This window comes from Pseudomonas sp. Z8(2022), assembly GCF_025837155.1.
Classification (GTDB): domain Bacteria; phylum Pseudomonadota; class Gammaproteobacteria; order Pseudomonadales; family Pseudomonadaceae; genus Aquipseudomonas.
On sequence record NZ_CP107549.1, the window covers coordinates 3,371,174 to 3,384,621 of the forward strand.

The following is a 13,448-nucleotide window of genomic DNA, read 5'->3' on the forward strand; positions in this document are numbered from 1 at the left end:
TCAGTGATGGCTCAGCAGATCGACCAGAGCCACATCCAGATGGGTGAAACGAAAACTGAAGCCCGCCTCCAGCAGGCGCGTCGGCGCGGCACGCTGACCGCCCAGCAGCAACTCTGACATTTCACCGAGCACGGCACGCAGGACGAAGGCCGGTGCCGGCAACAGGGTCGGGCGACTCAGCGCCTGCCCAAGCGCCTTGCTGAACTCGGCATTGCGCACCGCTATCGGCGCGCAGGCATTATACGGACCGCTGGCATCGCCTTGCTGCAAGAGAAAATCCATCAGGCCGATTTGATCGGCGATATGAATCCACGGCATCCACTGCCGGCCATCGCCGAGGCGCCCGCCCAGGCCGAGCCTGAACGGCGGCAACAGGCGCTTGAGCATGCCGCCATCGGGGCTCAGCACCAGGCCGGTGCGGATCAGCACCACACGAATCCCCAGCTCCTCGGCGCGCAGAGCGGTTTCTTCCCAGGCACCACAGAGCTGGGCGGCGAAATCGTCGGTCACCGGTGACATGCCTTCGCTCAGCTCACGTTCACCGCCGTTGCCGTACCAGCCCACTGCCGACCCCGACAGTAGCACGGCCGGGCGCTGCGCTCTCCCCTGCAACCAGCTCAGCAGTTGTTCGCTCAAACCGATACGACTGGACCACAGCAGCGCCTTGCGTTTGCGGCTCCAGGGCTTGTCGGCAATCGGCGCACCGGCCAGGTTGACTACGGCATCCACAGGCTCCTCATCCAGCTCTTCGAGCCGGGCGATACCTCGGACGTCAGCGCCGCAGAGGCGCGCGACCTTGCCTGGTTCACGACTCCAGACGGTCAGGCGATGGCCCTGCTCGGCCCAGTGCGCGCAAAGCGCCCGACCGATCAGACCGGTACCGCCGGTCAGCAGGATATGCATGGTTCGTCCTCGCATGGTGGTGGAAGAAACTTCGCCTTTAGTCTGGTTCATGGCGCGCATACCTGTCGCGTTTGTCCTAAACCTAAAACAAGGGAGCGCCACTCAGAACCTGTTCAAAGCCTCGCGAGCTAGAGCGATGCAAGGCGCAACGACCAGCGGGAGTAACAGCCAAAGGCTGGCCCGAAGGGCGAGCACCACCGAGTCAAACAGGCGAGGATCGGTCGGAGTCGCGCTCGACTTTACGAGTTGCAAATGAGCAGTCCGAGCCTGTTTTTAACGCAGCAAAGCCGACGCACAAATAGGCTTTGAGCAGGTTCGACCGGAATCAGCTGTACATGAAAACATCCTTGTATAGCTTTTGTCCAAACCTTAGCCTGTATAGTATTCAGCGCTGACGAGGTAACCATGAATGCACCCATCGCCATCATCGGCACCGGCATAGCAGGGCTGTCCGCCGCCCAGGCCCTGCATGGCGCCGGCCAGCACATCGAATTGTTCGACAAGAGCCGCGGCAGCGGCGGGCGCATGGCCAGCAAGCGCAGCGACGCCGGTAGCCTGGATCTGGGCGCGCAATACTTCACCGCCCGCGACCGGCGCTTCGTCGAAGTCGTGCAGCAGTGGCAGGCCCGCGGCTGGGTCGCCGAGTGGCAACCGAGCCTGTACAACGCTCAGGACGGCCAGCTCAGCGCCTCCCCGGATGAGCAGGTGCGCTGGGTCGGCAGCCCGCGCATGAGCGCTATTACCCGCGCCATGCTCGGTGCCCTGCCAGTCCGGTTCAGCTGCCGCATCACCGAGGTGTTTCGCGGCGACCGCTTTTGGAACCTGCTCGATGCCGAAGGCAACAGCCACGGCCCCTACAGTCACGTCATCGTCGCCACACCTGCACCACAGGCCAGCGCTCTGCTGGCTGCCGCCCCGAAACTGGCCGGCACCGCAGCCAGCGTGATCATGGAACCGACCTGGGCCGTGGCACTGGGCTTCGCAAGCCCCCTGGATACCCACGTGGAAGGCTGCTTCGTGCAGGACAGCCCGCTCGACTGGCTGGCACGCAACCGCAGCAAACCCGGGCGCGACAACCACCTCGACACCTGGGTACTGCACGCCAGCAGCGCCTGGAGCCGCCAGCATCTGGATCTGGCCAGGGAAGCGGTGATCGAACACCTGCATGGCGCCTTCGCCGAGCTGATCGGCTGCGCTGTGCCGCCACCAGTCTTCACCCTCGCCCATCGCTGGCTCTATGCACGGCCGGCGCAAACGCACCAGTGGGGCGCGCTGGCCGATGCCGACCTGGGGCTGTATGCCTGCGGCGACTGGTGCCTGTCCGGTCGGGTCGAGGGCGCCTGGCTCAGCGGCCAGGATGCAGCGCGTCGTCTGCTCGAACACCTGCAATGAGCTGGCCCGATGACAGCCCCGGCAAACTCCGCCTCAACCCGCGCAAGCTGCTGCTGTCGAGGTGAACGGCAGCGTAGCCGCAGAATCGCGAACGCCACTTTCTGGTCACCGAGCTGATCCACGATGAAGCCGAGAACATCCTCAGCGTCGAGCTTCAGGCCGTACTGACGCAACGCAGCCAGCAGCTCGACTGGCGCCAACTACAAGACAGCGAATGCTGGCGACAAGGCTGGCACTGACTCCTCCCCTCCTCCTGATCCCGACGGCGCCGTTTTGCGGCGTCGCGTACCCGCCCTAGAAAAAAAACAATACAAAAGCTGTACAAAATAATTTGACTTGTACAATCTCATATCTATGATAGACGCAAGTTGTACATAACCAAGTATATGTACAGGATTTTCGAGATCAGGTCATGCAAGCAAAGAAAGCCAAGCTGGGTATCAGCGCCTGCCTGTTGGGCGCCGAAGTGCGCTACAACGGCGGCCACAAGCTGTCACGCCTGTGCAGCCGCAGCCTGAGCGAACACCTCGACTTCGTCCCGGTCTGCCCGGAAATCGGCATCGGCATGCCGATTCCGCGCGAGCCGATTCGCCTGATCGGCGATCCACAGGCTCCGCGTGCGGTGGGCACCGTCGACCGCTCGCGCGACGTGACCGATGCGCTGGCAGCCTACGGCGAGCGCATGGCCAGAGAACTGCAGGGCATCAGCGGTTACATCTTCATGCAGCAATCGCCCTCCTGCGGGCTGGAGCGGGTCAAGGTCTATCAGGAGGGCGGTCACCCGAGCGAGCCAGGTCGCGGCATCTTCGCCGCTGCCTTCTGCGCGCGGCATCCGGATCTGCCGGTTGAGGAAGACGGCCGCCTCAACGACCCGGTGCTGCGCGAGAACTTCATCACCCGTGTCTATGTCCACGCCGAATGGCAACGCCTGCTGCAACAGGGACTGACCCGTCGTGCGCTGATCGCCTTCCACTCGCGCTACAAGTACCTGCTGATGGCCACCGATCCGGTGCGCTACAAGTCGCTCGGGCGCCTGCTCGGCGAACTGAAGCAGCACGACCTCGGTGAACTGGCACCGCGTTACTTCAGCGAGCTGATGAACGCCCTGAAGAAATGCGCCACGCGCGGTACCCACAGCAATGTGCTGCAGCATCTGAGCGGCTACCTCAAGCGCGCCCTGAGCACTGACGAGAAGCAGGAGATGCTGCAGCTGATCGGCCAGTACCGCGCAGGCATCGTGCCGCTGGTGGTACCGCTGACGCTGCTCAAGCACCACTTCCGCCGTCACCCGGACAACTACATCGCCGGGCAGGCCTACCTGCAACCGCACCCCGAACCGCTTGCCCTGCGCAACGCAGTGTGACGCCATGACCTGCGAAATCACCGCCGGCGAAGACGCCAGCCACGACTACCGTCAGGCGCTCGACGAGGGCTACCTGCCGATCCGCGAGGTGGCGCGCAGTACCGGCATCAACCCCGTGACCCTGAGAGCCTGGGAGCGCCGCTACGGCCTGATCGTGCCGTACCGCACACCCAAGGGGCACCGCCTCTATTCCCCGGCCAACCTCGAGCGAATCAACGCCATCCTTGCCTGGCTCGCTCGCGGCGTCGCCGTCGGCCAGGTCAGGACGCTGCTCGATCATGGCCAGGAGCCCCAGGCTACCAGCAGCGATAACTGGGTGTGTCAGCGCAACGAGATGCTCGGCTGCATCGTCCAGCTCAACGAACGCCGTCTGGATGACCGTTTCAACGCGGTGCTGGCTCTCTACCCGGTCAGCACCCTGGCCGAGCAACTGTTCTGGCCACTGCTCGGCGACCTGCGCCAACGCTGGCAGGGCCAGTTCGGTGCCCGCGCCGAGCAGGTGTTCTTCCTCTCCTGGCTGCGCAGCAAGCTGGCCACGCGCATCTACCACTGCAATCGCCAGCTCGGTGGCGCGCCGCTGCTGCTGATCAATCTGGGGAATGCGCCGATGGAACCGGGCCTGTGGCTATGCGCCTGGCTGGCCAGCGCCAGCGATTGCCCGGTGGAAGTCTTCGACTGGCCGTTGCCGCCCAATGAACTGCTCACGACCTTGCAGCACATCGAGCCGCGTGCCGTGCTGCTCTACGCCGAGGACGCACTGGACGGCACCCTGGTGCGCCGCCAGTTGCCCCGCCTGGCCGAACAATGCCCGGTGCCGCTGCTGATCGCCGGCCCCGCTGCACGTATTCACCGCGACTCCCTTGCCAGCCTGGAGTCCGCCAACGATCCACTCACCGCGCACGCCTGGCTGCTGCGTCACGGCCTGCTCGGTGTTCAAGAGGTAACCCCATGCGGCAACTGATGTGGTTTCGCAGTGATCTGCGCATCCAGGACAACACCGCCCTGAGCCAGGCCATGCGCAGCGGCCCGACCATCGCCCTGTATCTGCTCACGCCCGGCCAGTGGCTGCGTCATGACGATGCCGCCTGCAAGGTGGACTTCTGGCTGCGCAACCTGCGCGAACTGGGCAAGGCCCTGGCCACGCTCAATGTGCCGCTGCTGGTGCGCCAGTGTCACGACTGGAGCGACGCCCCACTGCAGATCGCCGACATCTGCCGGGAGCACAACATCTTCTCCGTGCATGCCAACGAGGAATACGGCATCAACGAGAGCCTGCGCGACCGGCAGGTCGGCGCCTACCTCTGCCAGCAGGACATCAACTGGCACAGCCATCTCGACCAGATCCTGTTCAAACCGGGCAGCGTGCTGACCCGCGCCGGTGGCTACTTTCAGGTCTACAGCCAGTTCCGCAAGGTCTGTCACGAGCGCCTGCACAGCGCGCTGCCGAACCAGGTCGCGCCGCCTAGGGCGCAGATGCCGCTGAGCATGAAGAGCGACTCCGTCCCCGATAGCGTCAAGGGTTTCGCCACGCCCAGCGACAGCCTGCGCCAGCTGTGGCCGGCAGGCGAGCAGGCGGCGCGGCAGCGTCTGGAGCGCTTTGCCGACGAGCAGGTGGCCTACTACGAGAGCGAACGGGACTTTCCCGCCAAACCGGGTACCAGCCAGCTTTCCGCCTACCTGGCCGCCGGGGTTCTCTCGCCGCGGCAGTGCCTGCATGCCGCGCTTTCCGCCAACCACGGCGAATTCGACAGTGGCAACCCGGGCGTCGTCACCTGGATCAACGAGCTGCTCTGGCGCGAGTTCTACAAGCACATTCTGGTCGGTTATCCGCGGGTCTCGCGGCATCGCGCCTTCCGCGCGGAAACCGAGGCAGTGCCCTGGCGCAACGCGCCGGACGAACTGGCCGCCTGGCAGCAGGGCCGCACCGGTTTGCCGATCATCGACGCGGCCATGCGCCAGTTGCTGGCAACCGGCTGGATGCACAACCGCCTGCGCATGATCGTCGCCATGTTCCTGACCAAGAACCTGCTGATCGACTGGCGCGAGGGCGAGCGCTTCTTCATGCGCCATCTGATCGATGGTGACCTGGCCGCGAACAACGGCGGCTGGCAGTGGAGTGCTTCCACCGGCACCGATGCCGCCCCCTACTTCCGCATTTTCAACCCGATCAGCCAGTCGCAGAAGTTCGACCCCGATGGCCACTTCATTCGCCAGTGGGTGCCGGAGCTGGCGGGGCTGAACAAACGCGACATTCATGATCCCTCCGCGCTCGGCGGCCTGTTCGCGCCGGGCCCCTATCCGCGCCCGATCGTCGACCTGTCGCGCTCACGCGAGCGCGCCCTGGCGGCGTTCAGGAACCTCTCGACCCAGGAGCTTCCGGCATGAACGACTTCCTGCGTGACTTCGCCGAGCGCTTCGCCGCGCTGAACAGGGACAACCTCGATCGCCTGGGCGAGCTGTACAGCGACGATGTGCTGTTTCGTGACCCGCTGCACGAGGTACGCGGGCTGAGCGAGATGCACCGCTACTTCGCCGAGCTGTACGCCAATGTCGAGGCGCTGCGTTTCGAATTTCAAGGTTTCGACCAGGTTGCAGAGGGCGAAGGCTATCTGCGCTGGACCATGCGTTATCGCCACCCACGCCTGCGTGGCGGCGAGGAAATCGCCATCGAAGGCTGCTCGCACCTGCTGTGGCGCGAGCGCGTCTACCGGCACCGCGACTATTTCGACGCCGGCGCCCTGCTCTACGAACACCTGCCGCTGCTCGGCGGCGTGATCGCCTGGCTGAAACGGAGGCTGGCATGAAGCGCATCTGGCTGACCGGCGCCAGCAGCGGTATCGGCGCCGCCCTGGCAGAAGAACTGCTGCGTGCCGGCCATCGGCTGGCGCTCAGCGCGCGCAGCAGCGGCCCGCTGCAAACCTTTGCCGCGCGCTATGGCGAGCAGGTGCTGGTGGCACCGGGCGACCTGACCGACCCCGACCAGGTGCGCGCCATAGGCGAGCGCATCGAACAACGCTGGGGGGCGCTGGATTGCGCAATCCTCAACGCCGGCACCTGTGAGTACGTCGACCTGTGCCGGTTCGAGGCGGCGATGATCGAGCGCGTGGTCCGCGCCAATCTGTTTTCCGCCAGCTACTGCATCGAAGCTGCGCTGCCCCTGCTGCGCCAGGGCGAGCGCCCACATCTGGTGTCGGCAGCTCGGTCACCTTCCTGCCGCTGCCACGTGCCGAGGCCTATGGCGCCTCCAAGGCCGCCCTGCGTTACCTGATGCAGACGCTGCGCATCGACCTGGCGGTCGAAGGCATCGACGTCACCCTGGTCAGCCCGGGTTTCGTCGATACGCCGCTGACGCAGAAGAACGACTTCCCCATGCCCATGCGCTGGCCTGTGGAGCGCGCCGCCCGGCATATCGCCGCACGCCTGGACAAGCGCCCGCACGAAATCGCCTTTCCCACGCCCTTCATCGCCGTACTGAAACTGCTCGGCAGCCTGCCCGGCAGCCTGCAACTGGCCATAGGTCGCCGTCTGGCGCGTAACGAGGACAACGCATGAAAATCGCCATCGTCGGCAGCGGCATCGCCGGCCTGACCTGCGCCTACCTGCTCAACCGCAAGCACGACATCCAGGTGTACGAGACCGGCGACTGGATCGGCGGCCACACCCACACCGTCGACGTGCAGGTGATGGGGCGAAAGTACGCCATCGATACCGGCTTCATCGTCTTCAATGACTGGACCTACCCGAATTTCATTCTCCTGCTGGAGCAGGTCGGGGTGCGCTACAAACCCACCGAGATGAGTTTCTCGGTGAGCGACCCGGCCACCGGCGTGGAGTACAACGGCCACGACCTCAATACCCTGTTCGCCCAGCGCAGCAATCTGCTGTCGCCGGCCTTCTGGGGCATGCTGCGCGACATCCTGCGCTTCAACCGCCAGTCACTGGATGACCTGGCCAACAACCGCATCAGCGCCGACACCACGCTCGGCCAGTACCTCGAGCGCAACGGCTTCGGCCGCCGCTTCGTCGAGCACTACATCGTGCCGATGGGGTCGGCCATCTGGTCGATGTCGCTGGCCGACATGCTCGGGTTTCCACTGCAGTTCTTCGTGCGCTTCTGCAAGAACCACGGCCTGCTCTCGGTCAGCGACCGGCCCACCTGGCAGGTGATCGAAGGCGGTTCACGCAGCTATGTGGCGCCGCTGACCGAGAGCTTCGCCGAGCGCATTCGCCTCAATTGCCCGGTCAGCCGCGTCGTCCGTGATCAGAACGGCGTCACCCTGCACAGCGCGGCCGGTGTCGAGCGCTTCGACAAGGTGATCTTCGCCTGCCACAGCGACCAGGCCCTGGCGCTGCTCGATCAGCCCAGCACGCAGGAACGGGAGATTCTCGGCGACCTGCCCTATGCCAGCAACGACGTGGTGCTGCACACCGACACGCGCCTGCTGCCCGGGCGCAAACTGGCCTGGGCGAGCTGGAACTATCGCCTGGGCGGGCCGACCGATCAGCCTGCAGCCGTCACCTACAACATGAACATCCTGCAGGGCATCGAAAGCGATACCACCTTCTGCGTCAGCCTCAACCAGACCGCTGCCATCGACCCGGAGCAGATCCTCGCGCGCTTCCAGTACGCCCACCCGCAGTACAGCCTGGCCGGCACTGCAGCCCAGGCACGCTGGGCAGAATTGCTCGGCGCCCGGCACAGCTACTACTGCGGCGCCTACTGGGCCAACGGTTTCCATGAGGACGGCGTAGTCAGCGCCCTGCGTGTGGCCCGTGCCTTCGGGGAGACACTGTGATGCAGAGCGCTTTGTACAGCGGCTGGGTGCAACATCGCCGCTTCGCCCCCCGCGCCCATGCCTTTCGCTACCGCATGGGCCTGCTATACCTCGATCTCAGCGAGCAGGCGCAGCTGTTCGCCCTGTCGAAGCTGGCCGGCTGCGGTCGCTTCACGCCATTCGCCTTTCGCGAAACCGACTATCTGCCCGAGGCCACCCGCCAGGGCGTGGCACTGCACGAGGCGGTGCGCAACCGCGTGGAAGAGGCACTGGGCACGCGCCCGCAAGGTCGCATCTGCGTGCTGACTCAGCCGCGCAGCTGGGGCCTGTCCTTCAATCCGGTGAGCATCTTCTACTGCCACGACACTGAAGAACGCCTAGCGGCGATTCTCTGCGAAGTCAGCAATACGCCGTGGCGCGAACGCTATCACTACGTGCTGCCGGCAGCGGGCAACGGGCGTCACCGAGTCAGCGTGGACAAGGCCTTTCATGTCTCGCCCTTCCTGCCGCGCGAGCTGGAATACCGCATGAGCTTCAGCGCCGTGGGTGAACGCCTCGGCGTGCACATGGCCGACTGGCAGGGCGAGAACAAGCTGTTCGACGCCAGCCTCAGCCTGCAGCGCCAGCCGCTGACCCGCGCCAGCCTGCACCGCTACCTGCTCGACTTTCCCTGGATGACCGGCAAGACCCTGGCCGCCATCTACTGGCAGGCCCTGCACCTGCTGCTCAGGCGCATGCCGATTTTCGACCACAGCCCCGCGCAGGGCAGCTTCCGCGCTGCCCGCCCATACGTGAAGGACATGCCCCATGAAGAGCTCTAGCCTGACATCCACCTGCAGCCTGGTACGCACTGGCAAGGGTATCGGCGCCGGCCTGCTGCGACGCGCCGTACTGCGCCAGCTGGAAAAGCTGCACCACGGCCTGCTGCTTATTCAGGAAGGCGGCGACACCCTGCATTTCGGCACGCCGCTGAGCGAGCTGCGTGCCGAGATCCGGGTCAATGATCCTGCCATCTGGGGGCTGGTGGCCGGCAACGGCTCCATCGGTGCGGGCGAAGCTTATATCCACGGTTACTGGAGCACGCCGGATCTGACCGCAGTGATCCGCATCTTCGTCGCCAACCTCGAGGTACTGGACGCCATGGAAGGCGGCCTGGCAGGTCTGGGACGGCCACTCGTCCAGGGCCTGCACTGGCTCAACCGCAACACCCGGCAGGGCTCGCGACGCAACATCGCCGCGCACTACGACCTGGGTAACGACCTGTTCGAGCAGTTTCTCGACCCGACCATGATGTATTCGGCGGCCATGTTCCGCAGCGAGGACGACAGCCTGGAACAGGCGCAACTGAACAAGCTCGAACGCATCTGCCGGAAACTGGCGCTGAAGCCTTCCGATCACCTGCTGGAAATCGGCACCGGCTGGGGCAGCATGGCGCTCTACGCGGCGACCCGTTACGGCTGCCGGGTGACCACCACCACCCTGTCACGCGAGCAGCACGCCTACACCGAGCAGCGCATCCGTGACTTGGGCCTGGCGGATCGCGTGACCCTGCTGCTGGAGGACTATCGCGACCTCGACGGCCAGTACGACAAGCTGGTCTCCATCGAGATGATCGAAGCCGTCGGTCACCGCTACCTGCCCACCTACTTCGAACAGTGCGCGCGGCTGCTCAAGCCCGACGGCCTGATGCTGTTGCAGGCCATCACCATCCGCGACCAGCGCTACGAGCAGGCCCGCAGCTCGGTGGACTTCATCCAGCGCTACATCTTCCCCGGTGGTGCCCTGCCTTCGCTGCAGAAGATGCTCGACGTGGTGACCCGGCATACCGACCTCAACCTGCATCACATGGAAGATTTCGGCCTGCACTACGCGCGCACCCTGCGCCTGTGGCACGAGAACCTGCGCCAGGCCCGCCAGCGTCTGGAGCAGTTGGGCTACGACGATTACTTCTATCGCCTGTGGGAGTTCTACCTCTGCTATTGCGAAGGCGGCTTCCTCGAACGCACCATTGGCACCGCGCAACTGCTGCTGGCCAAACCGGCCGCTCGCCCTGCGCCACTGTTAGGAAACTTCGATGCCTAAGCTGATCGCCAATGCCCTCCTGTTCCAGCTCGGCTGGCTCGTCTGCGTGTTCGCGGGCGATGGCCCCTGGCTGCTGGTCGTGGCGGCGATCATCGCTGTGCACCTGCTGTGGGTCAGCAGCTGGGCGGCGGAAGGCAAGCTGCTGCTCAGCGTGTTTCTCGCCGGCAGCGCGCTGGACAGCTTTCTGCTCAACCTCGGTGTGTTCGACTTCGGTGAACAGCGCCAACTGATTCCGCTGTGGCTGGCCTTGCTCTGGCTGTTACTGGCCAGCACGCTCAACCATTGCCTGGCCTGGACGGCGCAACCCGGGTGGCGCGGCAGCCTGCTGGGCGCGCTTGCCGCACCGCTTTCCTACTACGGCGGCGCCAAGATCGCCGGCGTCGCCCTGCCGCTCGGCACCTGGCAGACCCTGGCCATCCTGGCTCTGGTCTGGGCCGTGGTGATGCCGCTGCTGCATGGCTTCGCCAAGCTGTATCGCGAGCAATACGAGCAGAGCCTGCGCAGCCGGAATCCCTGATCGTCGCCGCGTGGCGTACACTGCCGCGCCATGAGCGAGACCATCCCCCACACCCAACTGCCGACCACCCCCGAGATCAGTTGCAGCACCTGCGCAGCCTGCTGCTGCCAGCTGGAAGTGATGCTGTTCGGCGACACCGGTGTGCCGCAACGCTACATCGAAACCGACGAGTGGGGCGGCGAGGTCATGCGCCGTCTGGACGACGGCTGGTGCATCGCCCTCGATCGCGACACCATGCGTTGCACCATCTACGCACAGCGCCCGCTGATCTGCCGCGAGTTCGAACTCGGCGCGCCCGAATGCCTGGAAGAACGCCGTGGCATCGCCACTGCCTACGGCCAGTAGCATTTCATCCATGAATTTTGTTGCTGAATAAGTGCACTTCTATAAATGCATGGCGATCAGGCGTGAAGCAGCACTTAAGCCCAACACCGGGCCACTCCAGCCAGCAGGCCCCGACGCGCTGCGCCGGGGGTCGCCTCCCAGGCTTTGATATCAATAAAACAGAGCAAAACTGAATTTATTATTAATTAGTCGAATTCTTTTCCATCCCGCACACTTTCCGCCCTCTCTCCCACGAACCTGCCCGTGCTCTCGCGAACCGGCCGACAGCCCGTTCCGAGCGACAGGAGAGACACGCCTGAAATTCTCAGCAAGACGGATTCATGATGGCTACCCTTGCGACTGCCCCCCACTACTACAACTACGAGATCGTACGCCGTTTTACCCTCACCACACTGTTCTGGGGCATCCTCGGAATGGGCATGGGAGTGTTCATCGCGGCCCAACTGGTCTGGCCCGAACTGAACTTCGGTATTCCATGGCTCAGCTTCGGACGTATCCGTCCCGTCCACACCAATCTGGTGATCTTCGCCTTCGGCGGAGGCGCCCTGTTCGCCACCTCCTTCTACGTGCTGCAGCGTACCTGCCGGGTGCGGATCATCTCCGACAGCCTGGCCAACTTCCTGTTCTGGGGCTGGCAGGCAGCGGTGCTGGCGATGATCGTCAGCTATCCGCTGGGCATCACCTCCTCCAAGGAGTATGCCGAGATGGAGTGGCCGATCGCGCTGTGGGTCACCCTGTTGTGGGTGATCTACGCCTATCTGTTCTTCGCCACCATCGCTCGCCGCCAGGTGCGCCACATCTATGTGGGCAACTGGTTCTACGGCGCATTCATCATCGTTACGGGCATGGTGCATGTGATCAACCACATCGCCGAACCGGTCTCGCTGCTCAAGTCCTACTCGGTGTACTCCGGCGCCACCGACGCGATGATCCAGTGGTGGTACGGCCATAGCGTGGTCGGCTTCATCCTCTCGGTAGGCTTTCTGGGGATGATGTACTACTTCGTGCCCAAGCAGGCCGAACGACCGATCTACTCGTATCGCCTGTCCATCGTGCATTTCTGGGCGATCATCTCCCTGTATATCTGGGCCGGCCCGCACCACCTGCACTACACCGCGCTGCCGGATTGGGCACAAACCCTCGGCATGGCCATGTCGGTCATCCTCCTGGCACCGAGCTGGGGCGGCATGATCAACGGCATGATGAGCCTTTCCGGCGCCTGGCATAAGCTGCGCAACGACCCGATCCTGCGCTTTCTGGTGGTTTCCCTGGCCTTCTACGGCATGAGCACATTCGAAGGTCCGATGATGGCCATCAAGACGGTCAACGCCCTGTCCCACTACACCGACTGGACCATTGGCCACGTACACGCCGGTGCCCTCGGCTGGGTGGCAATGATCTCGATCGGCGCGCTCTACCACATGCTGCCCAAGCTCTACGGCCGCACGCAGATGTACAGCGTAGGCCTGATCAACGCGCACTTCTGGCTGGCTACCATCGGTACCGTGCTGTACATCGCCTCGATGTGGGTCAACGGCATCACCCAGGGCCTGATGTGGCGCGCAGTCAACGAGGACGGCACGCTGACCTACTCCTTCGTCGAGGCGCTGGAAGCCAGCCACCCCGGTTATGTCGTGCGCCTGATGGGCGGGGCGATCTTCGCCAGCGGCATGCTGCTGATGGCTTGGAACACCTGGCTGACGGTACGCAGCGGCGAACGCATCGATGCCGTGCCATCCACTCCGGATGCCGGAGTCGCCGCCCATGCCTGAAGCCCTGCTCCTGCCGGTGCTCGCCACCTTCGCTTGCCTGCTCGCTTGCTGGCTGAGCTGTCGAACTCCGTCGACGCTCGACCAGGCGAGCCTGCTGCCCTTTGCCGACGATCCCGAAGCTGCGGCGCGCATGACGCAAGCCACCGGCCGCCCCTGTGAGATCACCACGCAACCGGTCGAAGTCTGCGGCAACAAGGTCGAACAGCACCTGCTCGCCTGACGTTCCTCGCCCAGGGACGGGCGTCCCGACGTGCCGCTTGCGGCACCCTACGGGCTTTTCAGCAGTGAGGAGCCCTCTT

At 64.5% G+C, this 13,448-nt stretch carries 13 protein-coding genes and 2 pseudogenes; 14 read left to right on the forward strand and 1 reads right to left on the reverse strand.

What is annotated here, in order from left to right; translation table 11 throughout:
- Positions 1 to 903 (reverse strand): TIGR01777 family oxidoreductase, encoded by a 903-nt coding sequence (locus tag OEG79_RS16125; RefSeq protein WP_264145973.1) that lies wholly within the window; start codon positions 901 to 903, stop codon positions 1 to 3.
- Positions 904 to 1,308: 405 nt separating this feature from the next.
- Between OEG79_RS16125 and OEG79_RS16130 the strand changes: the two genes are divergently transcribed.
- The 14 genes and pseudogenes from OEG79_RS16130 (at position 1,309) to OEG79_RS16195 (ending at position 13,369) form a co-directional block, all read left to right on the forward strand.
- Positions 1,309 to 2,295, forward strand: coding sequence for an NAD(P)/FAD-dependent oxidoreductase (locus tag OEG79_RS16130; protein ID WP_264145974.1), 987 nt, complete (start codon positions 1,309 to 1,311; stop codon positions 2,293 to 2,295).
- Positions 2,292 to 2,534 (forward strand): annotated as a pseudogene (locus OEG79_RS16135) (TIGR02450 family Trp-rich protein). The gene OEG79_RS16130 and the pseudogene OEG79_RS16135 overlap by 4 nt, the downstream one beginning before the upstream one ends.
- A 173-nt stretch (positions 2,535 to 2,707) precedes the next feature.
- Positions 2,708 to 3,658 (forward strand): YbgA family protein, encoded by a 951-nt coding sequence (locus OEG79_RS16140; protein WP_264145975.1) that lies wholly within the window; start codon positions 2,708 to 2,710, stop codon positions 3,656 to 3,658.
- A gap of 4 nt (positions 3,659 to 3,662) precedes the next feature.
- On the forward strand, positions 3,663 to 4,619 hold the full coding sequence (locus OEG79_RS16145) for a MerR family transcriptional regulator (RefSeq protein WP_264145976.1): 957 nt from the start codon (positions 3,663 to 3,665) through the stop codon (positions 4,617 to 4,619).
- Positions 4,607 to 6,043: a deoxyribodipyrimidine photo-lyase gene (gene phrB, locus OEG79_RS16150; RefSeq protein WP_264145977.1), complete on the forward strand. Its 1,437-nt coding sequence runs from the start codon at positions 4,607 to 4,609 to the stop codon at positions 6,041 to 6,043. Before OEG79_RS16145 ends, phrB begins: the two co-directional genes overlap by 13 nt.
- Positions 6,040 to 6,462, forward strand: coding sequence for a nuclear transport factor 2 family protein (locus OEG79_RS16155; protein WP_264145978.1), 423 nt, complete (start codon positions 6,040 to 6,042; stop codon positions 6,460 to 6,462). The genes phrB and OEG79_RS16155 overlap by 4 nt, the downstream gene beginning before the upstream one ends.
- Positions 6,459 to 7,210 (forward strand): annotated as a pseudogene (locus OEG79_RS16160) (SDR family NAD(P)-dependent oxidoreductase). The gene OEG79_RS16155 and the pseudogene OEG79_RS16160 overlap by 4 nt, the downstream one beginning before the upstream one ends.
- Positions 7,207 to 8,454, forward strand: a complete 1,248-nt coding sequence (locus OEG79_RS16165) for an NAD(P)/FAD-dependent oxidoreductase (RefSeq protein WP_264145979.1) — start codon at positions 7,207 to 7,209, stop codon at positions 8,452 to 8,454. The pseudogene OEG79_RS16160 and the gene OEG79_RS16165 overlap by 4 nt, the downstream one beginning before the upstream one ends.
- Complete coding sequence (locus OEG79_RS16170) at positions 8,454 to 9,254, forward strand: DUF1365 domain-containing protein (RefSeq protein ID WP_264145980.1); 801 nt, start codon at positions 8,454 to 8,456, stop codon at positions 9,252 to 9,254. The genes OEG79_RS16165 and OEG79_RS16170 overlap by 1 nt, the downstream gene beginning before the upstream one ends.
- Entirely contained in the window at positions 9,241 to 10,515 is a 1,275-nt protein-coding gene (locus OEG79_RS16175; RefSeq protein ID WP_264145981.1) for an SAM-dependent methyltransferase, read from the forward strand. Before OEG79_RS16170 ends, OEG79_RS16175 begins: the two co-directional genes overlap by 14 nt.
- Complete coding sequence (locus OEG79_RS16180) at positions 10,508 to 11,032, forward strand: DUF2878 domain-containing protein (RefSeq protein ID WP_264145982.1); 525 nt, start codon at positions 10,508 to 10,510, stop codon at positions 11,030 to 11,032. The genes OEG79_RS16175 and OEG79_RS16180 overlap by 8 nt, the downstream gene beginning before the upstream one ends.
- Positions 11,033 to 11,062: 30 nt before the next feature.
- On the forward strand, positions 11,063 to 11,377 hold the full coding sequence (locus OEG79_RS16185) for a YkgJ family cysteine cluster protein (protein WP_264145983.1): 315 nt from the start codon (positions 11,063 to 11,065) through the stop codon (positions 11,375 to 11,377).
- A 323-nt stretch (positions 11,378 to 11,700) separates the two neighbouring features.
- A complete protein-coding gene (gene ccoN / locus OEG79_RS16190; RefSeq protein WP_264145984.1) occupies positions 11,701 to 13,149 on the forward strand; it encodes a cytochrome-c oxidase, cbb3-type subunit I in 1,449 nt (482 codons plus the stop codon).
- Positions 13,142 to 13,369, forward strand: a complete 228-nt coding sequence (locus OEG79_RS16195; protein ID WP_264145985.1) for a hypothetical protein — start codon at positions 13,142 to 13,144, stop codon at positions 13,367 to 13,369. The genes ccoN and OEG79_RS16195 overlap by 8 nt, the downstream gene beginning before the upstream one ends.
- Positions 13,370 to 13,448: the final 79 nt, after the last annotated feature.